The organism is Mesorhizobium australafricanum (assembly GCF_033977265.1).
GTDB lineage: Bacteria > Pseudomonadota > Alphaproteobacteria > Rhizobiales > Rhizobiaceae > Mesorhizobium > Mesorhizobium australafricanum.
In genome coordinates, this window is the sequence record NZ_JAVIIT010000001.1 from 308,284 (window position 1) to 332,777 (window position 24,494).

The following is a 24,494-nucleotide window of genomic DNA, read 5'->3' on the forward strand; positions in this document are numbered from 1 at the left end:
AGGGACGAAAGGCAAGTGGCGGAGACATTGGAAAGCAAGGCCGCGAAGGCCGCACCGATGGACCGTCTGTGGGCCGAGAACGATGATTCACGCCTGACCGGCGACCCGTCGCTGGTCGTCGATGTGGCGGGCTTCGAAGGACCGCTCGACCTTCTGCTGCATCTTGCCCGCAACCAGAAGGTCGATCTGGCGCGCATTTCTATCCTGGCGCTCGCGGAGCAGTATTTGGCCTTCATCGAGAAGGTGCGGGCGCTCAGGCTGGAGCTTGCCGCCGACTATCTGGTGATGGCGGCGTGGCTCGCCTTCCTGAAGTCGAAGCTCCTGATCCCGAAACAGCCGGGCGAGGAGGGCGAAAGCGGCGAGGAACTGGCGGCGGTGCTGCAATTCCGGCTGAAGCGTCTTGAAGCCATGCGCGACGCCTCGGCGCGACTGGTCAACCGCAACCGCCTCGGCCGCGATGTCTTTGCGCGCGGCCTGCCGGAAATGGTCATCATCGAGAAGCGCAACAGCTTTTCGGCCTCGCTCTATGATCTGCTCACCGCCTACGCGCAGCAGCGCCAGAAGCAGGCCATCAACAATGTGACGATCGCCCGGCGCGCCGTGTGGTCGTTGAAGGACGCGCGTGAGGTGCTGGCAAGGCTGATCGGCTCGATCAGCGACTGGACGGCGCTCGACAGTTTTCTGATCGAATATCTGGTGGCGGCGCCGGAAGAGAAGCGCACGGCGATGGCCAGTTCCTTCGCGGCGACGCTTGAAATGGTGCGCGAGGGCAAACTGGAAGTGCGGCAGGATCAGGTGTTCGCGCCGATCTATCTGCGCGGCCGCGCGCAAAGTGTCAGGGCAGTCGAGGTAATATCATGAGCGAACGCGCCAACGCTTCGGTCGTCCCGTTCAAGGTCGAGGACGAACCTGAAGACGATATGGCCGAGCAGGGTTCCATCGAAAACCCCGCCGAGCGGCTGCAGTTGTCGGAAGCCGTGCGCATGGCCGAGGCGATCATTTTCGCCAGCGCCGAGCCGGTGAGCGAAAAGCAGCTTGCCGCGCGCCTGCCGGAGGGCGTGAACATCGCCGCCGCAATGGCGGACCTGCAGGAAATCTATGCCAAGCGCGGCGTCAACCTGGTGCGTGTCGGCGATGCCTGGGCCTTCCGCACCGCCGGCGATCTGGCTTTCCTGATGAGCCGGGACTCCGTCCAGCAAAGAAAGCTCTCGCGCGCGGCGCTCGAAGTGCTGGCGATCATCGCCTATCACCAGCCGGTCACGCGCGCCGAAATCGAAGACATCAGAGGCGTGGAGACGTCCAAAGGTACGCTGGACACGCTCCTGGAAACGGAATGGGTCAGGATGCGCGGCCGCCGCCGTACGCCCGGGCGGCCGGTGACCTATGGCACCACCGACGCCTTCCTCGACCATTTCGCCCTGGAGGAGATCCGCGATCTGCCCGGCATGGAAGAGCTGAAGGGCGCGGGATTGCTGTCGACGCGCATGCCGGCCAATTTCTCGATGCCGGTCCCGCCGGTCGATCCCGATGCGCTGACCGAGGACGAGGACGCGTTGACCGATATCGACCTCGAGGAGCTCGGGCTGCTGACGCCGCGCGTCACGGAAGATTGACCACGAAGCCGGCGCAGGATGGTTGATTAGCAAGGCCTGCGCGGATTCGTAGCAAGGCGCTCACGCCGAAAGTGCGTGACATCGGCTAGCCATTTTTATCAACTTCATTGCGGTTGTGTTTGAATCCCCGAGCGAAAACGCATAGATCATCGCCAGGGAAAACATTCGAGAGAGATTTGCAATGGGTTCATTTTCGATTTGGCACTGGATGATCGTGCTGGTCATCGTGTTGCTGGTCTTCGGCCGCGGCAAGATCCCCGAGCTGATGGGCGACATGGCCAAGGGCATCAAGAGCTTCAAGAAGGGCATGGCTGACGACGACACCGCGGAGGACAAGCGCACCGTCGAACATCGTGCCGACGAGACCGTTTCGTCGGTCAAGGAAAAGGCCAGCAAGAGCTGAGCTCAGTTGTTGCTTTGAGCATGCCGTTGTCCCAAAGCCGCGTCACATTTTTGGGCGGCATGCTCTGGTTGGAATAGATTGCCATGTTCGAAGTCGGTTGGAGCGAACTGCTGGTGATCGCGGTCGTCATGATCGTGGTCGTCGGGCCGAAGGATTTGCCCAATATGCTGCGCACCTTCGGCCGCACGGCGGCGAAACTGCGAGCCATGGCAGGCGACTTCCAGAAGCAGTTCAACGACGCGCTGAAGGAAGCCGAACTCGATGACGTCAAGAATTCGATAGACAGCCTTCGCGGCCTCAATCCGTTGAACGAGGTGCGCAAGCAGCTCAATCCATTCGAGCAGGCGGCGGCCGATGTGCGGTCCGGTGTCGATACGATGATGAAGCCCAAGCCGGCCGCCGATCCGGCTGCGCCGGCAGCATCGACGCCGCAGGCCGCCGAGCCGCTGAAAAATGGCGCGACGGATATGCCCGGCGTCAATGCATCCGAGGCAGCCCCGGCGGCGCCGATCTTCCCGGCCATGACCGACGCGTCCGTCGCCGCAACGGCTTCGGAAACCGCCGCGCCGGCCAAGCCGGCGAAAAAGGTGGCTACCGCCAAGGCAGGGACGACCGGCGCCGCGGCGAAAACGGCAGCGGCGTCGAAGGCTGCCGATAATGCGCCGGCCAAATCCTCGCCGGCTCCGGCCAAAGCCGCCGCGCCCGCCAGGAAGGCCGCGCCCAAGGCTGAGGCAAAGCCCACCCCTGCGAAGAAGCCGGCCGCGAAGAAGACAACCGACAGCAAGAAGACGGCGGGAGCCGCCAAGTGAGCGTTTCGGACAAGGAAAAGGAAGAAATCGAGAAATCGTCCGCGCCGCTGATCGAACATCTCATCGAGCTGCGCCGCCGTCTGATCTGGTCGCTGGGCGGTTTTTTCGTCGCCTTTCTCGTCTGCTTCTTCTTTGCCAAGCGGCTTTTCAACCTTTTGGTCGTACCGTTCAAATGGGCGACGCAATGGGCAGGGCTCGACCCGCACAAGGTCGAGCTGATCTATACCGCGCCGCAGGAGTTCTTCTTCACCCAGGTGAAGCTTGCCATGTTCGGCGGCATGGTGATCGCCTTCCCGCTGATCGCCACGCAGATCTACAAATTCATCGCGCCGGGCCTCTACAAGAACGAGCGCAGCGCCTTCCTGCCGTTCCTGATCGCGTCGCCCATCCTGTTCCTGATGGGCGCCTCGCTGGTCTATTTCTTCTTCACCCCGATGGTGATGTGGTTCTTCCTCGCCATGCAGCAGGCCGGCACCAACGACCAGGTGCAGATCTCCCTGCTGCCGAAAGTGTCGGAATATCTCAGCTTGATCATGACGCTGATCTTCTCCTTCGGCCTGGTGTTCCAGCTGCCGGTGGTGACCAGCCTTTTGACGCGTGTCGGCATATTGTCGTCGCAGGCGCTGGCCGAGAAGCGCAAATGGGCGATTGTCCTTTCCTTCGTGGTTGCCGCGGTGCTGACGCCGCCAGATCCGCTGAGCCAGTGCGGCCTCGCCATCCCGACCATCATTCTCTACGAGGTCGCCATCTGGTCCTCGCGTATGATCGAACGTAGCCAGGCGCGTGATCGTCTGGCACGCGAGCAGCAGGATGCCGGGGCGACAGTGGCTGAAAAGGCGGCCGACACCTCGTCGACGCAAACGCCGAGCTAAGCAAAAGGCCGGAAAAACACGGTCGGCTCAGCCGCCGTCTTGCATCGCCGACAGATGCGGTTTACGCCCTCGATCCTTAAAGCGCGTCGCGCTGAACGGATTCAGGCGACGCGCTTTAAGTCTTTTTTTGATGCATGTCGTTGTCCCAGAACCGCTGCACACTTCTGGGCGACATGCGTTGCTTTGAGGATCGACCATGCTTGATATCAAATGGATTCGCGACAACCCGAAGGCCCTTGTCGAAGCGCTGGTCAAGCGCTCGTGGTCGGCGGGCGACGCGCAGTCCACGGTCGACGATCTGGTCGCCAAGGACGAGGCGCGGCGCGAGCATCTGACAGAGTTGCAAGTCAAGCAGGAGCGCCGCAACGCCGCCTCGAAGGAGATCGGCAATGCCATGCGTTCGGGCGATGCAGCGCTTGCCGAGAAGCTCAAGGGCGAAGTCAGCGAGATCAAGGCGTTCATCCAGAACGGCGAGGCGCGCGAGCGCGAGCTCGACAAGGCGCTGAACGACGCGCTCGCGGTGCTGCCCAACGTGCCGCTGGAGGATGTGCCGGTCGGCAAGGACGAGCATGACAATGTCGTCAAGCGCATCGTCGGCGAGGTGCCGACGCGTGCGAACTGGGTGAAGGAGCATTTCGAGATCGGCGAAGCGCTCGGCATGATGGATTTCGAGCGGGCGGCGAAACTGTCGGGCTCGCGCTTCACCGTGCTGAAAAGCCAGCTGGCGCGCATGGAGCGCGCGCTCGGCCAGTTCATGCTCGACCTGCACACGACCGAGCATGGGTACGAGGAGATCATCCCGCCGTTGATGGTGCGCGACGAGGTGCTGTTCGGCACCAACCAGCTGCCGAAATTCGAGGAAGACCTGTTCTTCACGCCGCATGGCGATGGTCGGCTTGGCCTCATCCCCACGGCGGAAGTGCCGCTCACCAACCTCGTGCGCGAAGAGATCACCGCGCATGAGAAGCTGCCGTTGCGCTACACGGCGCTGACGCCATGCTTCCGCTCGGAAGCGGGCTCGGCCGGCCGCGACACGCGCGGCATGCTGCGCCAGCACCAGTTCTACAAGGTCGAGCTGGTCTCGATCACCGACCAGGAAAGCTCGCTCGCCGAGCATGAGCGCATGACGCAATGCGCCGAGGAGGTGCTGAAGCGGCTCGGCCTGCCGTTCCGCACGGTGACGCTCTGCACCGGCGACATGGGTTTCGGCGCGCGCAAGACCTACGACATCGAGGTCTGGCTGCCCGGCCAGAACGCCTATCGCGAAATCTCGTCCTGCTCGGTCTGCGGCGATTTCCAGGCCAGGCGCATGGATGCCCGCTACAAGGACAAGGACGGCAAGGGCAACCGCTTCGTCCACACGCTCAACGGCTCGGGCACCGCGGTCGGCCGCGCTCTTATAGCTGTCATCGAAAACTACCAGAATGAAGATGGCAGCGTAACCATTCCTGAAGTGCTGCGGCCTTACATGGGTGGTCTCGCCAAAATCGGTCCAAAGTGAATCCATGCGCATTCTCCTGACCAACGATGACGGCATTCACGCCGAGGGGCTGGCGTCGCTCGAACGCATCGCCCGCACGATGTCGGATGATGTCTGGGTGGTCGCGCCGGAGCAGGACCAGTCCGGCTACGCGCATTCGCTGTCGATCTCGGAGCCGCTCAGGCTGCGCAAGATCGGCGAGAAGCATTACGCCGTGCGCGGCACGCCGACCGACTGCGTCATCATGGGCACGAAGAAGATCCTGCCCGGACCGCCGGACCTCATCCTGTCCGGCGTCAATTCCGGCGCCAACATCGCCGACGACGTCACTTATTCCGGTACGGTTGCAGGCGCCATGGAAGGCGCGCTGCTCGGGGTTCGCTCGATCGCGGTGAGCCAGGCCTATTCCTATGTCGGCGAGGATCGCGTCGTTCCTTACGAGACGACCGAGGCGCTGGCGCCGGCGCTGCTCAAGAGACTGGTGGAAACGCCGCTGCCGGATGGCGTGCTGCTCAATGTCAATTTCCCGAACTGCGCGCCCGACGAAGTGGAGGGCACCGTCGTCACCTCGCAAGGCAAGCTGGTGCACAGCCTGTGGGTCGACGAACGGCGTGACGGGCGCGGCCTGCCTTATTACTGGCTGCGCTTCGGCCGCGAGCCGGTCGAAGGCAAGAAGGGTACCGACCTCTACGCGCTGCGCAACCGGCTGGTGTCGGTGACACCGCTGCAACTCGACCTCACCGCCCATGAACTCCGCGACCAACTGACCAAGGCATTGGCATAAGCAAGGTTTTCGCATGAACATCGCCATCGACGACCGCGAAGGGTTTGCCGCTTTTCTGCTGAGGCTGCGGGGCAGGGGCACGGCGCCGAAGGCGCTGGTCGCCGCCTTCGAGGCGACGCCGCGGCGCGGTTTCCTGTCGGCCCAATTCCACGCGATCGCCTGGTCGGACGGCATGCTCCCGATCGAATGCGGCGAGGCGATTGAGGGCGCCGATCTGCAGGCGGCCGTGATCGCCGCACTCCACATCGAGCCGGGCAACCGGGTGCTCGAGATAGGCACCGGTTCGGGCTATACGGCCGCGGTCATGTCGAGGCTTGCGGCGCGCATCATCACCATCGACCGCTACAAGACCCTGACCGAGCAGGCAAAGCAGCGCTTCGAGGCGCTTGCCATCAGCAACGTCATCGTCCGCCAGGCCGACGGTTCCAATGGCTTGCCCAACGAAGGACCATTCGACCGCATCGTCGCCTGGGCCGCCTTCGAAAGCCTGCCGCGCTTCCTGCTCGACCAGCTTTCGAGCGGCGGCGTCGTCATCGCGCCGATCGGACCGGAGGAAGGTGAGCAGGTGCTGGCCAAGCTCACCAAGGTTGGCAGCCGCTTCGAGCGCGAGGACATCGGCATGGTCAGGCTGCAGCCGATCCTGCGCAGCGTTGCCGCGGTGATCTAATGCATGTCGCCCAGAAGTGTGCAGCGGTTCTGGGACAACGACATGCATCAAAACAAAGACCTAAAGCGCGTCGCCTGAATTCGGTTCAGCGCGACGCGCTTTAACGGGCCTGACGGCCCTTCGCCAAAATTTTCCCCAATGTTTTAAGAAAATTTTCGCCGGATTCTAATGGGTTAACCGGCCAGTAACATTAACGCGCTTTAATCATGACCAGTTTGTACCGGGTCTGTGCGGGTTAATGCGATGCAATTCAACGTTTTGAAGGCAAACAGTCGCAATCTGGCGCGAGGCTGCGCCGTCTTGATGATTGCCGGCGCGGCGGCGGGGTGCAGTTCCCAGTCGATGCGCTTCAATGGTGTCGATGACGTCTTCACGTCATCCACCAACAATCAGCGCGCCATCATCAACAAGCAGAATGTCGACCAGCCCTATCCGGGCGACACCGTCGCGCCGGCGCCGGTCGACGGCGCACACACACAGTCGGTGAGCCGCTCTAGCCTCGAGCCGGTCACGGCGCAGCAACTGCCGCCGCCCTCGCAGCCTGCCGCTGCGCCGGCCAGGCCGATGCGCACGGCATCAGCCCCAGCCCTTGCGCCGGCTCCGGCGCTTGCTCCCGCGCCGCATGTCGACAAGACGACCACCGGCACGGTTGCGCCGGCCAAGCCGTTCAAGACCGCCGAGCCCGATGCTGTGCGCAATGCAAGCGCGGCACCGCATGCGACCGAGATCGTGGTCCGGGACGGCGAGACGCTATCGGGCCTGGCGGCGCGCTACAAGGTGCCGGCCGACGCCATCGCCAAGGTCAACGGGATCGATCCGAAGAAGGGCATCAGGTCCGGCCAGAAGATCGTCATTCCCGCCTATGCCTATTCGAGCAAGGCGGAGCCGAAGGTCGCCGAAGGCCAGCCGGTCAATACCCCGAAGCAGCCCACCGGCGCTCCCGAGAAGGTCGCGGTGCTGCCGCAGCAGCCAAAGATCAAGGACGGCAAGTCGGCCGCCCAGGTCGACACCTCGGCAGCGGCCACGGGTTCCAAGAATCCAAAGCCCGCACCGCAGGTCGCCGAGGCCAAGCCGGCCGGCGCCGGAGGCACCTATACTGTCCAGCAGGGCGACTCGCTGTCGTCGATCGCCAGGAAGACCGGCGTCAGCGTCGTGGCGCTGAAGCAGGCCAACGGCATGCAGGCCGGCCTGCTCAAGATCGGCCAGACGCTCAAGGTCCCGGCTGGCGGTGCCGTCGTGGCGGCTGCCAAGCCCGCGGTTGATCCGGTGACGACGGCGACGACGCCGCCGCCGGCGAAGACCACCGAGACGCTCGCCTCCTACACGCCGCCGAAGAAGGACGCCAAGGTCATCCAGCAGGCCGAAGACGACGATGCGGTGGCGCCCGACGCGACCGGCATCGGCAAGATGCGCTGGCCGGTGCGCGGCCGCGTGATCTCCGGCTTCGGCTCCGGCAAGGACGGCGTCGACATCGCGGTGCCGGAAGGAACGCCGATCAAGGCGGCCGAGAACGGCGTCGTCATCTATGCCGGCGACGGCCTCAAGGAGTTCGGCAACACCGTGCTGGTGCGGCACGAGAACGGCCTGGTCACCGTTTACGGCCACGCAAGCTCGATCGAGGTGCAGCGCGGCCAGAAGGTCAAGCGCGGCCAGGAGATCGCGCTGTCCGGCATGACCGGCACCACAGACTCGCCGAAGCTGCACTTCGAAGTGCGCAAGAACTCGGCCCCGGTCGATCCGACCGGCTATCTCGAATAGAACAAGAACCTTTGCGGGCCGCCTGACCTCCAGTCCGGCCCGCCGTCTTCAGCCCGCTCCGAAAGGGGCGGGCTTTTTCAGTGGTTCGCGGCTGGAAGAGCCGTATCGGACAAGACGTCGATACCGATCGGCACAAGTCTCTCAGACCCTTGTCGATCCAGTAAAGAAGCCTTCCAGCTCAGCGAAGCCCATGGCTTCTTGCGAAAACCGGAAGGTTCCTTCCGATCTCATCTCACGGGCGGCGCGGACGAAGCTCCCGAAAGCGAGCCGTGCCAGCGCCGAGCCGACGCTTATCCGCTTGACGCCAGCCTCCGCCAGTTCGGCCAGGCCAAATGTGGCGCCGGGCATGCCCATCACGATATTGACGGGTTTCGTTACGGCACCGCAAACAGTACGGATCAGGCCCAGGTCATGCAGGCCGGGCGCATAGAGCACGTCGGCGCCTGCTCTTTCGAAGGCTTGCAATCTTCGAATGGTGTCGTCCAGGTCGGGACGCCCCCACAAGAAGTTCTCGCAGCGTGCCGTCAACACGAAATCTTGCGACAGCGCGCGCCCCGCCTGTGCTGCCGCCTCGATTCTCTCGACCGCAAGCGTGAAGTCATAGATCGGATCGTCGCGCCTCCCGGTGTGATCTTCAAGCGAACATCCGGCCAGCCCGATGTCGGCGGCGGCCTGAATCGTCTCGGCAGCGCTTTCGGGGCTGTCGCCGAAGCCTTTCTCTAGGTCAGCGGAAACCGGGAGCGGCGTCGCGGCTACAATGGCCCGACAGTGGTCCATCGTATCCTCCTTGGAGACCTGTCCCTCGGCGAGGCCAAGGGAGAACGCCATGCCAGCGCTGGTGGTGGCAAGAGCGCGAAAGCCCATGGCCGCCAGAATTCGCGCAGTGCCGGCGTCCCATGGGTTGGGAATGATGAATGCTCCCGGTTCCTCATGGAGCTTGCGAAACGTTGCGCCCTTGCTTTCCAATTGTTGTTCCTCTCCAGGCACATCAGGCCTTTGGAACAATGACATGGAGGTTGGAACAAATAAAGAACAAATGTACCCGACCGCCGGTTTGGCGATAGACAGGCCGTTTCGGATGATGGTGATCAGTCTTTCAGCGGTTTGCCGAGGCGACCGGCGAGGTCCTGCGTGAATTGCCAGGCGACGCGGCCGGAGCGGCTGCCGCGCGTCGTTGCCCATTCCAGCGCCTCGGCGCGCAACTGCCCGGGGTCGATCGACAGGCCGTGATAGCGGACATAACCGTCGATCATGTCGAGATATTCGTCCTGCGAGCATTTGTGAAAGCCGAGCCATAGGCCGAAACGGTCGGAAAGCGAGACTTTTTCCTCGACCGCCTCCGAAGGGTTGATGGCAGTCGAGCGCTCGTTGTCGATCATGTCGCGCGGCAGCAGGTGGCGCCGGTTGGATGTGGCGTAGAAGATCACGTTGGCGGGCCGGCCTTCGACGCCGCCTTCGAGCGCCGCCTTCAGCGACTTGTAGGAAGTGTCGTCATGGTCGAAGGAGAGGTCGTCGCAAAACAGGATGAAGCGGTAGGGCGCCGCTTTCAAGAGACCCATCAGCTTGGGCAGCGTGTCGATGTCCTCGCGGTGGATCTCGATCAGCTTCAGCGGCCGGTCGAGCTTGTCCGAGGCGTTCACGGTGGCATGCACGGCCTTGACCAGGGATGATTTGCCCATGCCGCGCGCGCCCCACAACAGCACGTTGTTGGCCGCATAACCGGACGCGAAGCGCTCGGTGTTGTCGAGCAGGATGTCGCGCACGCGGTCGACGCCGCGGATCAAGCCGATGTCGACGCGGTTGACCTTGCGCACCGGCTCCAGATAGCCGGGTTCAGCCTGCCAGACGAAGCATTCGGCGACGCCGAGATCGGTCTGCGGAACGGGCGGCGGGGCGAGGCGGGACACCGCCTCGATCAGACGGTCGAGTTTCTTGTTCAGGGCATCGAGACTGTCGGTCATATCAGGTCTTTTTTGTTCGGGCATGTCGGGCGTAGGAGCAGGTTCGATGGCGGCGCTGCAAGAACCAACTTCAAGCTTTTGTTGGAACATGAACTTCCGGCGATCCGCAGCCGCCACTGCTGCGACGCTCTAGCACGCTGCAAACAGCTGGAAAAGCAACGGATTTGCCGGGTGGCGGAGTTGCATTGGCAACTTTACCGACTATATTCCGGCCAAATTTCGCGGGGCCGCCTCTGGCGGTATTTCACCATCCAGGAGTTTCTTGATGTTCGTTACACCGGCATACGCCCAGGGCATCGGCGCCTCGCCAGACATGTTCATCTCGATTTTGCCATTTGTCCTGATTTTCGTGATCATGTATTTTCTGATCATCCGGCCGCAGCGCGCGCAGCTGAAGAAGCGCCAGGAGATGCTCTCGGCGGTGCGCCGCGGCGATACGGTGGTGACCGGCGGTGGCTTCGTCGGCAAGGTGACCAAGGTGATCGACGACAACGAGCTGGAGGTCGACCTTGGCGGCGGAACCAAGGTGACGGCGCTGCGCTCGACGATCTCTGATGTCCGCGTCAAGGGCGAGCCGGTGGCGAACCAGAACGCCAAGAAGTAAGCGAAATCCCGGCGGCGATAGCCGCGCAGGATTCTGACGAACGGCGGCATATGGTCTATCTTTCGCGCCTGAAGGTCATTTTGATCGGGCTTGCCCTGATCGCGATGGTCTTCGGCGCGTCGAATGCTTTTGCTTCGATATCCGGGACGCATATTTTGCTTCGCCTGGATACGGATGAGTTGATCAACCGCCGGCTGGAAGCAACACGCGACCAGATCAGGATGCTGCTGCGTGACGTCCAACCGAGGATCAACTTCGGCGGCCTTGCCGTGTCGGGCCCCACGGTTCAACTGCGCATTGGCGATCCCGCGCAAGTCGAGGCTGCCAAAGCGGCACTCAAGGCAGTGGTCGATCCCATCGCCGGCAAGGAAGGTCCGGTCCAGGAATTTGCGCTGGACGACAGCGAGCCCGGCCTGCTGAAATTCATGATGACAGACGCCGGCGCGAACTATCGCATGTCGGCCGCGCTCGCGCAGTCGATCGAGGTCATCAAAAATCGTCTGCACGAACTCGGCATCGCCGATTCCGCGATCCAATTGATGGACGAGGGCATACTTGTTCAGGCGCCAGGCGCTGCGGATTTGCTCAGCTTGGCGCGAACCCTTGCGCGGCCCGGTCGGCTGAGTTTTCAGCTGGTCGACACGTCGATGCCGGTGAATGATGCAATCAACGGCCGGCCGCCAGCGGGATCGTCGGTGCTTTATAGCATGGACGATCCGCCGGTCCCCTATCTTGTCGAAAACCGGGTCATCGTTTCCGGTGACCATGTGCTGGACGCTAGGGCAGCACTGGCCGGTGAGCCTGTCGTCGCATTCCGGCTCGATTCCAGGGGTACCGAGCGTTTCAAATGGGCGACGACACAGTATGTAGGCAAGCCGTTTGCAATGATTTTGGATGGTCAGGTCATTTCCGCCCCGATCATTCGAGAACCCATCGAGGGCGGCACTGGCCAGATATCGGGAAGCTTTACCGACCTGGAAGCCAAGACGATCGCCTTGCTGATGCGCACCGGCGCGCTGCCGGCGCGATTGACAATCGTCGAGGAAGCACGATAGGGCCGGCCGTGGTCGAAATGACGATGATAGACGACAACCGAGCCGATGGCGGAACGCTGCCGCTTGTACGCCTGAACGGATAAGAACGAATGCTCTATTTCTCGCGCCTCAAGATGATCCTGATCTGGCTCGCCGTGGCCATCACAGTGATCCTCGCCGCGCCCAACCTTTTCCCGGCAAGCATGCTGGCGCAGCTGCCGAGCTGGGTGCCGAAGCGGCAGATGACGCTCGGCCTCGACCTTCAGGGCGGCTCGCACATCCTGCTCCAGATGGATCAGAACGACCTGATCAAGGCGCAATTGGAGACGGCGCGTGATGAAATCCGGACGCTGCTGCGCGAGGCCAAGATTCAATATACAGCACTTGGTGGAACGGGCCGAACCGTGCAGGTTCGCATCACGGATCCGACCCAGATCGATGCAGCCAAGACAGCGTTGAAGCCGCTGACGGCTCCCGTCGCTGCCGGCTTGTTCTCAGGCGGCTCCGTCCAGGAAATGGCACTGAATGATTCCGAAGCTGGCCTGCTTAAATTCACTGTTACCGACGCGGGCATAAAATTTCGCACCTCGTCCGCGCTGGCGCAGTCGATCGAAGTCGTGGAACGTCGCGTCAACGAATTGGGCACCACAGAGCCGATCGTGCAGCGGCAGGGAGATGACCGCGTCCTGGTCCAGGTGCCGGGCCTGCAGGACCCGCAAAGGTTGAAGGAGATCATCGGCCAGACCGCCAAGCTGACCTTCCAGATGGTCGACGAGTCGATGCCGGCGCAGGATGCGCTGAAGAATCGTCCGCCAAGCGGGTCATCTGTTCTCTATTCGCAGGACGATCCGCCGGTTCCCTACCTGATCGAAAACCGCGTTCTCGTTTCAGGCGAAGACCTTGCCAAGGCGTCGGCAACCTATGATTCTCGGAACAACGAGCCGGTCGTTTCATTCACCTTCAACTCGAGAGGAGCGACCCGGTTCGGCCAAGCGACAGCTGCGAATGTCGGTAAGCGGTTCGCTATCATTCTTGACAATCAGGTCATTTCCGCGCCGCAAATTCGCGAACCAATTCTCGGTGGTTCCGGCCAGATTTCCGGCAATTTCACCGCCGAAAGCGCGAACGATCTTGCCGTTCTTCTGCGTGCAGGTGCGCTGCCGGCAAAGCTGACGGTGATCGAAGAGCGCACCGTCGGTCCGGGCCTCGGCCAGGACTCTATCCATGCCGGCAAGGTCGCAGGCATCATCGGCTCTATCCTCGTGGTCGCCTTCATGTTCGTGGCCTATGGCTTCCTTGGCTTCCTCGCCAACATCGCGCTCGCGGTCCATGTGGCGATGATCGTGGCGATCCTGTCGCTGCTGGGCGCCACGCTCACTCTGCCTGGTATCGCCGGTATCGTGCTCACCATCGGCATGGCGGTGGACTCCAACGTTCTGATCTATGAACGCATCCGCGAGGAGCGACGAAACGGCCGCTCGGTGATCCAGGCGATCGACAGCGGCTTCTCCAAGGCTCTGGCGACCATCGTCGACTCCAACGTCACCTCTCTGATCGCCACCGTGGTGCTGTTCTGGCTAGGCACGGGTCCGGTCAAGGGCTTCGCCATCACCTACGCCATCGGCATTTTGACCACGGTCTTCACCGCCTTCACCTTCACCCGCATGCTGGTGTCGATCTGGCTGCGCCGCGCACGCCCGAAGGAATTGCCGCGCGCGCCGGTCACGTTCATTCCGCCGGGTACCAAGATCCCGTTCATGGGCATCCGCCGCTGGACGTTCGCTCTGTCCAGCCTGTTGTCGATCCTGTCGGTCGTCGGTTTCCTGACCATCGACATCAATTACGGTATCGACTTCAAGGGCGGCTCGATGATCGAGGTGCAGTCCAAGCAGGGCGACGCCAATCTCGGCGACATCCGCAACAGGCTGTCCGAGCTCAACATCGGCGAGATCCAGGTGCAGCAGTTCGGCGCGCCGAACGACGTCCTGATCCGCGTCGGCACGCAGGACGCCGGCGAGAATGCCGAGCAGACCGTCATCGACAAGGTGCGGGGCGAACTGCAGGACCAGTATGATTTCCGCCGCGTCGAAGTGGTGGGGCCGACGGTTTCCGGCGAACTGGCTAAGCAGGGCACGATCGCCATGCTGATCGCGCTGGTCGGCATCCTGCTCTATGTCTGGTTCCGTTTTGAATGGCAGTTCGCGGTCGGCGCCATCATCGCCACCGTGCACGATGTGGTGATGACGATCGGCTTCTTCGTCCTGACAGGGCTGGAGTTCAACCAGTCATCGCTGGCGGCGATCCTGACCATCATCGGCTATTCGCTGAACGACACGATCGTGGTCTATGACCGCGTCCGCGAGGATCTGCGAAAATACAAGAAGATGCCGCTGCCGCAGCTCTTGAACAACGCCATCAACGAGACGCTGTCGAGAACCACGCTGACTTCGGTGACGACGATCCTGGCGCTGTTGGCGCTCGTGATGTTCGGCGGCGAGGTGATCCGTTCGTTCACGATGGCGATGCTGTTCGGCGTGGTGTTCGGCACCTATTCGTCGATCTTCATCGCCGCGCCGCTGCTGATCCTGTTCCGGTTGCGGCAACAGGCCGGGACCGCCGAGGAGACGAAACCGGCGAACGGCAAGGCCGTGGCGACCTGACGCCGTTAGATCAGGAGGGCGCTTCGTTGAACCGTCATCCTGATCTATCTTTTGTTGGAGCATGATCTTTTCCGAAAACCGGTTCCCACTTTTCAGGATCATGCTTTAGAGCCGGATGACTTCAGGTCTGTTCGACCTGAAATCGGAACCCGGCTCTAAATCCAAGAGATAGAGCAATATGTCGTCCGAAAGCCGCTCCACACATTTGGGCATCATGCTCTAGACCCATGGCCAAAGGCATCATCATCCGCGAGGCGCATTTCCCCGGCAAGGCGCCGATCGAGGCCTATGGCAATGGCGGCTTTCGCTTTGCCGACATGTCGCATCGCGGGTCGTTGCTCGTCCTGCCGTCGGGCATCCATGGCTGGGAGCCGGCCGATCCGCTGGCGCTGAAGGCCTCGGACTTCGACAGGCTGTTCGCCGAGGCCGGCAAGGTGGAGATCCTGCTGGTCGGCATGGGCAAGGAACTGCGGCCGCTGCCGGCGGCGCTGCGCGCCGCGCTCAAGGAGGCCGGCATCTCGGCCGACCCGATGTCGACGGGAGCGGCGGTACGAACCTACAATGTGCTCCTGGCCGAAGACCGCGCCGTAGCCGCCGCGCTGATCGCCGTCGATTGAATGGCCGGCACGTCCAACATCGTCAAGAATGGCGACATCGTCATGGATGCGGTGCGCGCCGCCGACCATGACCGGTATCTGTCGGCGCTATACGCGCCGGCCGACAGACGCGACGCGCTGCTTGCGCTCTATGCCTTCAACGCCGAAATCGCCGGCGTGCGCGATCGCATCCACGAGCCACTGCCGGGCGAGGTCAGGCTGCAATGGTGGCGCGACGTCATCGCGACCGACGGGGATGCCGAGACAGGTCACCCGACCGCCGACGCCCTGCGCGCAACGATCACCGCCCACCGGTTGCCCAAGGCTGCTTTCGAGAACATGCTCGAGGCGCGGATCTTCGATCTCTATAACGACCCGATGCCGTCGCGCACCGACCTCGAGGGTTATTGCGGCGAAACGGCCGCAGCACTTATCCAGCTTGCGGCGATAGTGCTCGATCCGCTTGCTGCGCCAAGCTTTGCCGAACTGGCGGGACGGGCCGGTTGCGCGCAGGCCATCACCGGCCTGTTGTTGCTCTTGCCACTCCATCGTCGGCGCGGACAGTGTTTCGTGCCCGCCGATATCCTCTCGGCGGCCGGCACAACGCCGGACGAGTTCGTCAAAGGAGAGGGCGGGGCTGCCGCCGAGCGCGCGGTTGCGGCGATGATCGCGCTGGCACGGGAGCATCTCAACGCCTTCGAGAAAGGCGCGCCGGCGCTTCCCGTTGCACTGCGGCCGGCCTTCCTCCCGCTGGCGCTGACCCGCACCTATCTCGGCAGGATGGAGAAAGCGGGCAGGTCGCCGCTCAGCACGATCGCGACGCTCTCCATCCTGTGCCGGCACTGGTTGCTCTTGCGTCATGCGATGCGGGGCTGGACGCCCCTTTGACGTAAACGTCAATCATGCTAGGGGTTCTTTCGCGTGGACTCGCGTCAAAGAAATGCGGGCCGCCGGAGGAGCCGCCTTTCCATGAGCCTGCCAGTCCTGGTCGTTCTTGTCGTGTTCGGCATCGCGTTGTCCGTCGCGGCCGTGCATTTCACTGGCGGCACTACAACCGCGACGCTTGCCACTGCCAATCAGGCGCTCGCACGTTTTGCCGAGGATTTTCCCGATGAAACGCCGGGCGCTGTGCGGCTGACAGCCGACAACCATGCCGCATTTCTCGAACTCGGTCCGCAGCGCTGCGGCATCGTCCACAGCATCGGCGACTGTTTTCTGACGCGCATCGTCGCGCCGCGGGATGTTCTGGCGTTGACGAGGGAAGGCAACGTGGTGTCGCTCAAGCTGAATGATTTCACCTGGAAAGGCGGCAGGTTCGTCTTCGCCGACGAGGCCGGCGCGGTGGCGGTGGCGGCAGCGCTGCAAGGCCACGATCAGATCCGAGAGGCTGCGTGATGAACGAGTATAATTTCCCGCAGGTCACCCAGCTTGCCATTCCGTTCTTCGTCGCGGCGATCCTGATCGAGCTGTGGCTGGTGCGCACCGGCCGCGCCAAGGGATCGTTCGAGACGCGCGACACGCTGGCCAGCCTGATGATGGGAACGGGCAATGTCGTCGCCGGCCTGTTGCTCGGCGTCGTGGCCTATTGGGCGCTGCTGTGGTTGTGGCAATTCCGCTTCTTCAATCTTGGCCTGTCGATATGGGTGTTCGCCGCGGCCTTCCTGCTCGATGACCTGCGCTACTATGTCTATCACCGCATCGCGCACCGGGTGCGCTGGGTGTGGGCCGAGCACGTCAACCACCATTCCAGCCAGCACTACAACCTCTCGACGGCGCTGAGGCAAAGCTGGACGAGCCTGTTCACCTTCATGTTCGTGCTGCAGGCGCCGCTGGTGCTGCTCGGCTTCCATCCGGCGGTGATCGCCTTCGTTTTCGGCTTCAACCTTGTCTGGCAGTTCTGGATCCACACCGAAACGATCGGCAAGATGTGGAGCTGGTTCGAATTCATCTTCAACACGCCCTCGCACCACCGCGTCCACCACGCCACCAATCCGCGCTATCTCGACGCCAACTACGCCGGAACGCTGATCATCTGGGACCGCATGTTCGGCACCTTCGTCGAGGAACTGGAGGAAGACCGGCCGCGCTACGGCATCGTCAAGAACATCGGCACCTTCAATCCGCTGAAGGTGGCGTTCCACGAATGGATCGGCATGTTCAAGGATGCGGTGGCGCCGGGGCTGACGCTCGGCCAGCGGTTGAATTATCTCATCCAGCCGCCGGGCTGGAGCCATGACGGCTCGCGCGACACGTCGCAGACGCTGAAGGCGGCCTATGTGCGGAGGAATCCGGGAGAAGCGGGTAAGCCGGGATTGCCGGGGGCGGGTGCAGAGCCGGCGGAGTAGGCCGCCCTCAGGCTGGGTCGCTCGCATCGTCAGCTGAAGAACCGCTTGCGCCTCTTGTCCGCTGGCCGAAGAGCTCTCGCAACCGGGCGTCGACTTCTTCCACTGGGACGCTTGGCCTCTTGTCCTCGATGGAAGCCTTCACCCGCGCTCGGATCGATGCCATGCGCTCGGCATGCTCCTCCTCTTCGCGCTGGAAGGCACGAAGAGCGGCGCGGATAACCTCGCTCGCCGACCCGAAGGAGCCGTCCTCGACCTTTTCGCGGATCATGCGCGCCATAGCAGGCGTAACGGTGATGGATAATTTTTCGGCGGATTCCATCGAATGGCCTCCATGCATATAACGTAGGATGATATCCTACTTAATATGGTCGTCCAACCCGAACCGAAAAGCTTATTCCGCAGCTTCCGCCTGCGCGGGCAGCCCCAGCCACACCCTGCAATCGGCCAGCGCGCGCGAGGTGATGGCGTGGCGTTTGGCGACGGTCTTGTCCTTGCCGCGCAGGCGCTTGCCTTCGGCCTTCGGCGCTTCCACCGGGGCGAACAGGCCGAAATTGACGTTCATCGGCTGGAAGGAGCGTTTGCCGGGCTCGTCGTCCGAGACGATGTGACCGCCGGTAATGTGGTTGAGCAGCGCGCCGAAGGCGGTTGTGGACGGAGGCAGCGACGGCGCCTGGCCGAGCCGCTCGGCGGCGGCGAAGCGGCCGGCAAGCAGGCCGATGGCAGCACTTTCGACATAACCTTCGCAGCCGGTAATCTGGCCGGCGAAGCGCAGACCCGGCCGCGATTTGAGCTGCAGCGAGGGATCGAGCAGCGTCGGCGAATTGATATAGGTGTTGCGGTGCAGGCCGCCGAGGCGGGCGAAGTCGGCGTTTTCGAGACCCGGAATGGTGCGGAAGATGCGCACCTGTTCGGCATGCTTCAGCTTGGTCTGGAAACCGACCATGTTGTAGAGCGTGCCCAGCGCATTGTCCTGGCGAAGCTGCACCACCGCATAGGCTTTGACCGAAGGATTGTGGGCGTTGGTCAGCCCCATCGGCTTCATCGGCCCGTAGCGCAGCGTCTCGACACCGCGCTCGGCCATCACCTCGATCGGCAGGCAGCCGTCGAAATAGGGCGTGCCTTCCCACTCTTTGAACTCGGTCTTTTGCCCCTCCAGCAGCGCCGTCACGAAGGCGAAGTACTGGTCCTTGTCCATCGGGCAGTTGATGTAGTCCTTGCCGGTGCCGCCGGGACCGACCTTGTCGTAGCGCGACTGGAACCAGCAAATGTTCATGTCGATCGTGTCGAAATGCACGATCGGCGCGATCGCGTCGAAGAAGGCGAGCGCATCGGCGCCTGTGGCTTCCGCGATCGACTGGGCCAGCGAAGGCGCGGTCAGCGGACCGGTGGCGATGATCGCCTGGTCCCAGTCCGCGGGCGGCAGTCCAGGAACTTCCTCGCGCTGGATCGTGATCAGCGGATGCGCCTCGATCTTGGCGGTCACCGCATCGGAAAAGCCGTCGCGGTCGACGGCCAGCGCGCCGCCGGCGGGAACCTGGTTGGCGTCGCCGGCGCTCATGATCAGTGAGCCCGCCAGCCGCATTTCGGCGTGGAGCAGGCCGACGGCATTGGCCGCGGCGTCGTCCGAGCGGAAGGAGTTGGAGCAGACGAGCTCGGCCAGACCATCGGTCTTGTGCGCGTCGGTGCCGCGCACGGGGCGCATTTCATGCAGCACCACGGGGATTCCGGCCTCGGCGATCTGCCATGCGGCCTCGGAGCCGGCGAGGCCGCCGCCGATGACGTGTACGGGATTTTTGTTCATGGGCGCCGGAATAGTCGCTTGGCGGCCCGATTGCAATTGCCGGGCGGCAAAGGGCGGGGCGGGAAGCAGGCGCTCGCTATTTGTTGTTGCGCAATTCCGGACGGAAGGCTCGGCGAGGTCGCCCAGCTCAAACGCTGCACACTTTCCTGGAATTGCTCTGAAAAACAACAACACCCGCCGGGGGAGGAGGTCCGGCGGGTGTCGTTTTGAGGGTCGATCCTCGGGAGGAGGTGAAGATCGACCTTATTCGTCATTGCCGGGGAGGAGGTCGGCTTTGACGAAATTCTTTTCGCCGTTTGAGGACGAAAAATCTTTTCGCCTTTGAGAAGGGGCGAAACCTTCTGGAGAACAACGCCCGCCGGGGGAGGAGGTCCGGCGGGCGCCGTTTCAGTGGTCAACCCTCGGGAGGAGGTGAAGGCTGACCGTATCCGTCAGGGTCGGGGAGGAGGTCGACCCTGGCGAAATTCCTGGTTAGATCGCCTTGCGGGCGACCATCTTGATCTCGTCGCGAACGATGCCGAGATCGTGGAGCTGGCGGTTCGAAAGCCGACCCAGCTCGGTAACGGTGTCGCGGTAAACGCGCCAGTTACGATAGCTGCGGATCAGGTTCATTGTCTTACTCTCTTCAAAATTGGTTCGGACCATTCGCGGTCCGAAGCGGGTTAGACCGCCTTGCGAGCGACGTAGTGGATGTCGCTGCGGCTGATGCCGAGGTCGGTCAGTTCACGGTTCGACAGGCGGCTCAGCTCGGAAACGGTGTCCCGGTAGCGGCGCCAGTTGCGGTAGTTGCGGATCAGGTTCATGGTAGTTCTCGTTTCGTCTTTGGTTCGGATCATTCCGTTTGTGTACGAACAGAAAATAGGTGGGGTCATATCGATTTAAAAGTGCCATTGGCGCATGGCAGCAATGCAAATTGTGCAATGCAGCATTAATGGGCGTTCACGCCTGCGTCACAAAGAAGGCCGAACCGGAAAATGCCGCTGCGTCAATGGTTTGGCGGTTCCGGCTAACGAAATGACCGGGCTCGGGGAAAAGCATGGCGAGCTACGCGAAACGGGTGGGAACGGATATCGCCCGCTGGCGGGACGCAGGACTGATCGATCCCGCCACCGCGGAGGCATTGACGCGCGACGTCGCCGCCAATGAACGCGCGTCGCTGAGTTTCGGTTCGATCCTGGCGATGATGGCAGCGCTTCTGTTCGGCGCCGCGATCCTGATTTTCGTCGCCGCCAACTGGGACATCATCCCGCGCCTCGTGCGCGTGGCAGCGCTTTTTGCGGTCATCCTCGCCGGCTATGTCGGCGGCGCGGTGCTGAAGACGCGCGACCATGCTGCGATCGGCGAGGCGCTGTGGATCGTTGCCGCCGCGGCCTTCGGCGGATCGATCGCGCTCATCGGCCAGATGTACCACCTTTCGGGCGACGAGGCCGCGGCGCTGGTCACCTGGTGCGCCGGCACGGCGCTGGCGGCCGCGGCGCTGCGCTCGAACCCGCTGACGGTGGCGGCGATCGGCATTGCCGACGCCTGGCTGGTCCTCAAGGGGTTCGGCTTCTACTGGCGTGCGGAAACTCCGCGTCTCTTCATCGTCATGGCGATCGTCCTGTTCGCCATTTCGTTCTGGACGCGCAGCCAGGCCGCGCGCCACCTGCTCGTTCTGTCGGTCATTCTCTATCTGGTTCTGCTGGCGACGGATCACGATACGCTGCCAGTGGCTGTGTCGCTGGCAACCGTCTCGGCGCTGCTCTTTGCCGCGTCGGTCTTTGCGGGCGATCCGATCGACAGGCTCCTTCAGCTTGGCGGCCGGCTGCCCTTGCACGCCTTGCTCGGCTTCCTCTCCGGCATGGCAATCATCCAGTTCGATCTGGCGGATGAGAGCACTTACAACAGTGGGTTCGCCATTGCCTCGATCGTAGCACTTGCCGGCATCGTCGCGGCAATCATGCTGGCGGGCCGCGAGAGCAGGGGGCTGCGCTGGCTGGCCTATGCCGGCTTCGCCTTGGAGCTCGCCATCATCTACAGCGTAACATTGCAGTCGATGCTGGATACGGCCGGCTTTTTCCTGGCGGCGGCGGTGCTGCTCGGCGTACTGGCGCTGGTCATCATCCGCATAGAGAAGCGCATGAAGGCGCCTGCCGAGACAGGAGCAGCGGCATGACCGGCAAGAAGCTGATCATCTCGGCGCTGGTGCTGGCGCTTGTCCAGATCGGCTTTCTCAGCTGGATCATTGCCGGCCGCGCCGCGATCCTGCGCAACGGCAAGGAGGTGCTGCTGAAAGTCCAGCCCGTCGATCCGCGCGATCTCCTGCGTGGCGACTATATCTCGCTGAACAACAACATTTCGCGGATCCCGGTGAAGCTGATCGCCAACGTCCCGCAAGGCGCGTTTTCCAGCGACGACAGCTCGATCATGGTGCGATTGAAGAAGGGCGACGACGGCTACTGGCAGCCGACGGCGGCCTGGTTCGGCAAGGCGCCGGTCCCGGCCAGCGCGGACGAGGCGGATATCGCCGGGCATGTCACGGCAGGCTGGGACTTGCGCAGCCCCGACATGACCATCGCGCCGGACTACGGGATCGACCGCTTCTACCTGCCGGAAGGCGAAGGCATGGCGATCCAGGACGACATGCGCGTGCGCCCGTTCGGCATCAAGCTCGCGCTCTCGGCCGCCGGCACGGCGCAGATCAAGGCGCTGATGGACGGCGACAAGACGCTGTTCGAGGAGCCGCTGTACTGAATTACCAGAACCAAAGCGTCTTCATGCTTTTCAGGAAGACGTCGGTTATCGGGTAGCCTGATTTGTCTCCAAGAACGGAATCGATGCCGCATTTGGGGCAGATAGCTGTCGTCCCACGTCCGGCTTCATCTTCATCAACCCATTCTTGGATATCAGAGGGAGGATAGACGGAAAGGCAAAAGAAACATCCGCAGATTAGGCTGCTCTCCACCTCTTGCCTATGGTTGGAGCTGTGTTTGTGGGCTTGCCTGAGTTCCTCAGGGATTTCCATCATCGAAGCGACATCGGCTAAGGGTGGCCTGCCACCCGAAGCTCGAAGAGCGAAGGGTGGTGCGGATGAAGGGACTCGAACCCCCACGCCTTTCGGCACTGGAACCTAAATCCAGGGCGTCTACCAATTCCGCCACATCCGCTTTCCCCGGCAATCCCATGTAGCCATCATTCTGTCAATGTCGGCGTCCACGTCATGCTTATTCGGCTAAAGCGCGTCGCGCTGAACCGGATTCAGGCGACGCGCTTTAAGTCTTTGTTTTGATGCATGTCGTTGTCCCAGAACCGCTGCTCACTTCTGGGCGACATGCATTAGACGCGAAGATAGTTGAAAATTAGCCTAGCCTGTGACAAAAGGCGTGTCGAATGTGACGGAACGTGAATTTCCGCATTTGCAAGATGTGAAAATTTATAGGAAAAACAAAGACTTCTTCGCATTTGGCAAAGCGTAGTTCAGGAGAGTTTGAACCGCATCAGCGGTCAAATCGCCAGGTTCCGTACCAAAAGCCATTTCCGGCAACATCATACCGGCAGGCTGTAAACGGCTAAGACCGTTTGGCAGTCTCATTGTTGAAAACAAAGGTTCTAGGATGCAGGTCACCGAAACGCTCAACTCCGGTCTCAAGCGCGAGATCAAGATCACCGTGCCGGCCGGTGACATGGAAGCCAAGCTGATGGCGCGGCTGACGGATGCCCGCGACAAGGTGCGGATCAACGGCTTCCGCCCGGGCAAGGTGCCGGTGCAGCACCTGCGCAAGATGTACGGCAAGTCGTTCATGGCCGAAGTCGTCAACGAGATCCTCAACGACTCGACCCGTTCGATCATCTCCGGGCGCGGCGAGAAGGCCGCCATGCAGCCCGAAGTGATCATGACCGAGGACGAGAAAGAGGCCGAGAAGATCCTGGCCGGCGGCTCCGACTTCGAATTCAGCCTCAACTACGAGGTCATCCCGGCGATAGAGATCAAGGACTTTTCCGACATCAAGGTGACGCGTCAGGTCTATGACGTGCCGGAATCGGAAGTCGACGATCAGGTCAAGCGCGTTGCCGAATCGGCGCGCAGCTATGAGCCGAAGACCGGCAAGGCCGCCGAGGGCGACCGCGTGACCATCGACTATCTCGGCAAGATCGACGGCGAGGCTTTCGCCGGTGGCGCCGGCACCGACCAGCCGCTGGTGCTCGGCTCCAAGGAGTTCATCCCGGGCTTCGAGGATCAGCTGATCGGCGCGAACGCCGGCGATGAGAGGCAGGTCACGGTTACGTTCCCGGAAAACTACCAGGCGGCGCACCTGGCCGGCAAGGAAGCCACCTTCGACGTCACCGTCAAGGAAGTGGCGAAGCCCGGCGAACTCGAACTCAATGACGAGACGGCCAAGAATCTCGGCCTGGAATCGCTCGAGCGCCTGCGCGAGATCGTACGCGGCCAGATCGAGAACCAGTTCGGCTCGATGACCCGCCAGAAGGTGAAGCGCCAGCTGCTCGACCAGCTCGATTCCGCCTATTCCTTCGAAGCGCCCTCGAAGCTCGTCGAAGCCGAGTTCAATAACATCTGGGCTCAGGTCAACCGCGACCTCGAAGCCGCCGGCCGTACTTTCACCGACGAAGAGACGACGGAAGAAGAGGCGCGCGCCGAATATATGCGCCTTGCCGAGCGTCGCGTGCGCCTCGGCCTGGTTCTGGCCGAGATCGGCGAGAAGGCCGGCGTCACCGTGTCGGACGAGGAGCTGCAGCGCGGCCTGTTCGAGCAGGTGCGCCGCTTCCCGGCCAACCAGCAGCAGGAAGCCTTCGAGTTCTATCGCAGCAACCCGGAAGCCATCAACGCGCTGCGGGCGCCGATGTTCGAAGAGAAGGTCGTCGACTATCTGCTTGGCCAGATCTCGGTCGACGACGTCAAGGTCGGCAAGGACGAGCTGATGGCCGACGACGAGGAGGCCGAAACCGCGACCAAGGCGAAGCCGGCCAAGAAGGCTTCCTCGAAGAAGGCCGAAGCCAAGACGAGTGAAGCAAAGGCAGGCGAAGCCACAGACGAGGCGGAAGAGCCGAAGAAGAAGGCCGCGCCGAAGAAGAAGGCTGCCAAGGAAGCCGAGTAACAGGTTTCAGCACC

25 protein-coding genes and 1 tRNA gene are annotated in these 24,494 nt (G+C 62.5%); 19 read left to right on the top strand and 7 right to left on the bottom strand.

All coding sequences use genetic code 11. From position 1 onward, the window contains the following. The first annotated feature begins 57 nt into the window (after positions 1-57). The 9 genes from RFM98_RS01500 (at position 58) to RFM98_RS01540 (ending at position 8,386) form a co-directional block, all read left to right on the top strand. Complete coding sequence (locus tag RFM98_RS01500; protein ID WP_320307537.1) at positions 58-861, top strand: segregation and condensation protein A; 804 nt, start codon at positions 58-60, stop codon at positions 859-861. Beyond that, positions 858-1,613: an SMC-Scp complex subunit ScpB gene (scpB, locus tag RFM98_RS01505; RefSeq protein WP_320307177.1), complete on the top strand. Its 756-nt coding sequence runs from the start codon at positions 858-860 to the stop codon at positions 1,611-1,613. Before RFM98_RS01500 ends, scpB begins: the two co-directional genes overlap by 4 nt. A gap of 181 nt (positions 1,614-1,794) precedes the next feature. Then, positions 1,795-2,016, top strand: coding sequence for a twin-arginine translocase TatA/TatE family subunit (locus RFM98_RS01510; protein ID WP_320307178.1), 222 nt, complete (start codon positions 1,795-1,797; stop codon positions 2,014-2,016). 83 nt (positions 2,017-2,099) lie between these two features. After that, complete coding sequence (gene tatB / locus RFM98_RS01515) at positions 2,100-2,825, top strand: Sec-independent protein translocase protein TatB (protein WP_320307179.1); 726 nt, start codon at positions 2,100-2,102, stop codon at positions 2,823-2,825. Further along, positions 2,822-3,697, top strand: a complete 876-nt coding sequence (gene tatC / locus RFM98_RS01520; RefSeq protein ID WP_320307180.1) for a twin-arginine translocase subunit TatC — start codon at positions 2,822-2,824, stop codon at positions 3,695-3,697. The genes tatB and tatC overlap by 4 nt, the downstream gene beginning before the upstream one ends. A gap of 196 nt (positions 3,698-3,893) precedes the next feature. Then, positions 3,894-5,198, top strand: a complete 1,305-nt coding sequence (gene serS, locus RFM98_RS01525; protein WP_320307181.1) for a serine--tRNA ligase — start codon at positions 3,894-3,896, stop codon at positions 5,196-5,198. A gap of 4 nt (positions 5,199-5,202) precedes the next feature. Then, positions 5,203-5,961: a 5'/3'-nucleotidase SurE gene (surE, locus tag RFM98_RS01530; protein ID WP_320307182.1), complete on the top strand. Its 759-nt coding sequence runs from the start codon at positions 5,203-5,205 to the stop codon at positions 5,959-5,961. A gap of 13 nt (positions 5,962-5,974) precedes the next feature. Further along, on the top strand, positions 5,975-6,628 hold the full coding sequence (locus tag RFM98_RS01535; RefSeq protein ID WP_320307183.1) for a protein-L-isoaspartate(D-aspartate) O-methyltransferase: 654 nt from the start codon (positions 5,975-5,977) through the stop codon (positions 6,626-6,628). A gap of 243 nt (positions 6,629-6,871) precedes the next feature. Next, positions 6,872-8,386, top strand: coding sequence for a peptidoglycan DD-metalloendopeptidase family protein (locus RFM98_RS01540; RefSeq protein ID WP_320307184.1), 1,515 nt, complete (start codon positions 6,872-6,874; stop codon positions 8,384-8,386). A 141-nt stretch (positions 8,387-8,527) separates the two neighbouring features. On the opposite strand, the gene RFM98_RS01545 is transcribed toward RFM98_RS01540, so the two are convergent. Both RFM98_RS01545 and RFM98_RS01550 read right to left on the bottom strand, forming a co-directional pair. Continuing rightward, positions 8,528-9,397 carry an isocitrate lyase/PEP mutase family protein gene (locus tag RFM98_RS01545; protein WP_430682248.1) on the bottom strand — a complete coding sequence of 290 codons (870 nt, stop codon included), beginning with the start codon at positions 9,395-9,397 and terminating at the stop codon, positions 8,528-8,530. 77 nt (positions 9,398-9,474) lie between these two features. Then, positions 9,475-10,347 carry an ATP-binding protein gene (locus RFM98_RS01550; RefSeq protein WP_320307186.1) on the bottom strand — a complete coding sequence of 291 codons (873 nt, stop codon included), beginning with the start codon at positions 10,345-10,347 and terminating at the stop codon, positions 9,475-9,477. A 265-nt stretch (positions 10,348-10,612) separates the two neighbouring features. On the opposite strand from RFM98_RS01550, the gene yajC reads away from it, so the two are divergent. From yajC to RFM98_RS01585, 7 genes are all read left to right on the top strand, one after another. Continuing rightward, on the top strand, positions 10,613-10,951 hold the full coding sequence (yajC, locus tag RFM98_RS01555) for a preprotein translocase subunit YajC (protein ID WP_320307187.1): 339 nt from the start codon (positions 10,613-10,615) through the stop codon (positions 10,949-10,951). A gap of 50 nt (positions 10,952-11,001) precedes the next feature. Continuing rightward, positions 11,002-12,006: a SecDF P1 head subdomain-containing protein gene (locus RFM98_RS01560; RefSeq protein ID WP_320307188.1), complete on the top strand. Its 1,005-nt coding sequence runs from the start codon at positions 11,002-11,004 to the stop codon at positions 12,004-12,006. Positions 12,007-12,095: 89 nt separating this feature from the next. Next, positions 12,096-14,645 carry a protein translocase subunit SecDF gene (secDF, locus tag RFM98_RS01565; protein WP_320307189.1) on the top strand — a complete coding sequence of 850 codons (2,550 nt, stop codon included), beginning with the start codon at positions 12,096-12,098 and terminating at the stop codon, positions 14,643-14,645. 227 nt (positions 14,646-14,872) lie between these two features. After that, on the top strand, positions 14,873-15,262 hold the full coding sequence (locus RFM98_RS01570; protein ID WP_320214666.1) for an Mth938-like domain-containing protein: 390 nt from the start codon (positions 14,873-14,875) through the stop codon (positions 15,260-15,262). Further along, positions 15,263-16,129 carry a phytoene/squalene synthase family protein gene (locus RFM98_RS01575; protein ID WP_320307190.1) on the top strand — a complete coding sequence of 289 codons (867 nt, stop codon included), beginning with the start codon at positions 15,263-15,265 and terminating at the stop codon, positions 16,127-16,129. Between the two features lie 81 nt (positions 16,130-16,210). Beyond that, positions 16,211-16,636: a hypothetical protein gene (locus RFM98_RS01580; RefSeq protein ID WP_320307191.1), complete on the top strand. Its 426-nt coding sequence runs from the start codon at positions 16,211-16,213 to the stop codon at positions 16,634-16,636. Then, positions 16,636-17,586, top strand: coding sequence for a sterol desaturase family protein (locus RFM98_RS01585; protein WP_320307192.1), 951 nt, complete (start codon positions 16,636-16,638; stop codon positions 17,584-17,586). The genes RFM98_RS01580 and RFM98_RS01585 overlap by 1 nt, the downstream gene beginning before the upstream one ends. A 7-nt stretch (positions 17,587-17,593) precedes the next feature. Here RFM98_RS01585 and RFM98_RS01590 read toward each other — a convergent pair whose 3' ends face one another. The 4 genes from RFM98_RS01590 to RFM98_RS01605 form a co-directional block, all read right to left on the bottom strand. Beyond that, complete coding sequence (locus RFM98_RS01590; RefSeq protein WP_320307193.1) at positions 17,594-17,905, bottom strand: type II toxin-antitoxin system ParD family antitoxin; 312 nt, start codon at positions 17,903-17,905, stop codon at positions 17,594-17,596. A gap of 72 nt (positions 17,906-17,977) precedes the next feature. Then, positions 17,978-19,387, bottom strand: a complete 1,410-nt coding sequence (gene trmFO, locus RFM98_RS01595) for a methylenetetrahydrofolate--tRNA-(uracil(54)-C(5))-methyltransferase (FADH(2)-oxidizing) TrmFO (protein WP_320307194.1) — start codon at positions 19,385-19,387, stop codon at positions 17,978-17,980. 471 nt (positions 19,388-19,858) lie between these two features. Further along, the gene (locus RFM98_RS01600; protein ID WP_084508100.1) at positions 19,859-19,999 is read right to left on the bottom strand and encodes a DUF1127 domain-containing protein; all 141 of its coding nucleotides are present in this window, start codon (positions 19,997-19,999) and stop codon (positions 19,859-19,861) included. A 50-nt stretch (positions 20,000-20,049) separates the two neighbouring features. After that, positions 20,050-20,190 carry a DUF1127 domain-containing protein gene (locus tag RFM98_RS01605; RefSeq protein WP_006335194.1) on the bottom strand — a complete coding sequence of 47 codons (141 nt, stop codon included), beginning with the start codon at positions 20,188-20,190 and terminating at the stop codon, positions 20,050-20,052. 233 nt (positions 20,191-20,423) lie between these two features. On the opposite strand from RFM98_RS01605, the gene RFM98_RS01610 reads away from it, so the two are divergent. Both RFM98_RS01610 and RFM98_RS01615 read left to right on the top strand, forming a co-directional pair. Continuing rightward, positions 20,424-21,542 (top strand): DUF2157 domain-containing protein, encoded by a 1,119-nt coding sequence (locus RFM98_RS01610; protein ID WP_320307195.1) that lies wholly within the window; start codon positions 20,424-20,426, stop codon positions 21,540-21,542. Further along, complete coding sequence (locus tag RFM98_RS01615; protein WP_320307196.1) at positions 21,539-22,120, top strand: GDYXXLXY domain-containing protein; 582 nt, start codon at positions 21,539-21,541, stop codon at positions 22,118-22,120. The genes RFM98_RS01610 and RFM98_RS01615 overlap by 4 nt, the downstream gene beginning before the upstream one ends. Before the next feature lie 328 nt (positions 22,121-22,448). On the opposite strand, the gene RFM98_RS01620 is transcribed toward RFM98_RS01615, so the two are convergent. Then, positions 22,449-22,533, bottom strand: a tRNA-Leu gene (locus tag RFM98_RS01620). A 447-nt stretch (positions 22,534-22,980) separates the two neighbouring features. On the opposite strand from RFM98_RS01620, the gene tig reads away from it, so the two are divergent. Then, positions 22,981-24,480, top strand: coding sequence for a trigger factor (tig, locus tag RFM98_RS01625; protein ID WP_320307197.1), 1,500 nt, complete (start codon positions 22,981-22,983; stop codon positions 24,478-24,480). Positions 24,481-24,494: the final 14 nt, after the last annotated feature.

Coding starts and splice junctions, on each gene's coding strand:
- RFM98_RS01500 (WP_320307537.1), top strand. CDS start 58: ATGGACCGTCTGTGGGCCGAGAACGATGATTCACGCCTGACCGGCGAC.
- scpB (WP_320307177.1), top strand. CDS start 858: ATGAGCGAACGCGCCAACGCTTCGGTCGTCCCGTTCAAGGTCGAGGAC.
- RFM98_RS01510 (WP_320307178.1), top strand. CDS start 1,795: ATGGGTTCATTTTCGATTTGGCACTGGATGATCGTGCTGGTCATCGTG.
- tatB (WP_320307179.1), top strand. CDS start 2,100: ATGTTCGAAGTCGGTTGGAGCGAACTGCTGGTGATCGCGGTCGTCATG.
- serS (WP_320307181.1), top strand. CDS start 3,894: ATGCTTGATATCAAATGGATTCGCGACAACCCGAAGGCCCTTGTCGAA.
- surE (WP_320307182.1), top strand. CDS start 5,203: ATGCGCATTCTCCTGACCAACGATGACGGCATTCACGCCGAGGGGCTG.
- RFM98_RS01535 (WP_320307183.1), top strand. CDS start 5,975: ATGAACATCGCCATCGACGACCGCGAAGGGTTTGCCGCTTTTCTGCTG.
- RFM98_RS01540 (WP_320307184.1), top strand. CDS start 6,872: ATGCAATTCAACGTTTTGAAGGCAAACAGTCGCAATCTGGCGCGAGGC.
- RFM98_RS01545 (WP_430682248.1), bottom strand. CDS start 9,397: ATGTCATTGTTCCAAAGGCCTGATGTGCCTGGAGAGGAACAACAATTG.
- RFM98_RS01550 (WP_320307186.1), bottom strand. CDS start 10,347: ATGACCGACAGTCTCGATGCCCTGAACAAGAAACTCGACCGTCTGATC.
- yajC (WP_320307187.1), top strand. CDS start 10,613: ATGTTCGTTACACCGGCATACGCCCAGGGCATCGGCGCCTCGCCAGAC.
- RFM98_RS01560 (WP_320307188.1), top strand. CDS start 11,002: ATGGTCTATCTTTCGCGCCTGAAGGTCATTTTGATCGGGCTTGCCCTG.
- secDF (WP_320307189.1), top strand. CDS start 12,096: ATGCTCTATTTCTCGCGCCTCAAGATGATCCTGATCTGGCTCGCCGTG.
- RFM98_RS01570 (WP_320214666.1), top strand. CDS start 14,873: ATGGCCAAAGGCATCATCATCCGCGAGGCGCATTTCCCCGGCAAGGCG.
- RFM98_RS01575 (WP_320307190.1), top strand. CDS start 15,263: ATGGCCGGCACGTCCAACATCGTCAAGAATGGCGACATCGTCATGGAT.
- RFM98_RS01580 (WP_320307191.1), top strand. CDS start 16,211: ATGAGCCTGCCAGTCCTGGTCGTTCTTGTCGTGTTCGGCATCGCGTTG.
- RFM98_RS01585 (WP_320307192.1), top strand. CDS start 16,636: ATGAACGAGTATAATTTCCCGCAGGTCACCCAGCTTGCCATTCCGTTC.
- RFM98_RS01590 (WP_320307193.1), bottom strand. CDS start 17,905: ATGGAATCCGCCGAAAAATTATCCATCACCGTTACGCCTGCTATGGCG.
- trmFO (WP_320307194.1), bottom strand. CDS start 19,387: ATGAACAAAAATCCCGTACACGTCATCGGCGGCGGCCTCGCCGGCTCC.
- RFM98_RS01600 (WP_084508100.1), bottom strand. CDS start 19,999: ATGAACCTGATCCGCAGCTATCGTAACTGGCGCGTTTACCGCGACACC.
- RFM98_RS01605 (WP_006335194.1), bottom strand. CDS start 20,190: ATGAACCTGATCCGCAACTACCGCAACTGGCGCCGCTACCGGGACACC.
- RFM98_RS01610 (WP_320307195.1), top strand. CDS start 20,424: ATGGCGAGCTACGCGAAACGGGTGGGAACGGATATCGCCCGCTGGCGG.
- RFM98_RS01615 (WP_320307196.1), top strand. CDS start 21,539: ATGACCGGCAAGAAGCTGATCATCTCGGCGCTGGTGCTGGCGCTTGTC.
- tig (WP_320307197.1), top strand. CDS start 22,981: ATGCAGGTCACCGAAACGCTCAACTCCGGTCTCAAGCGCGAGATCAAG.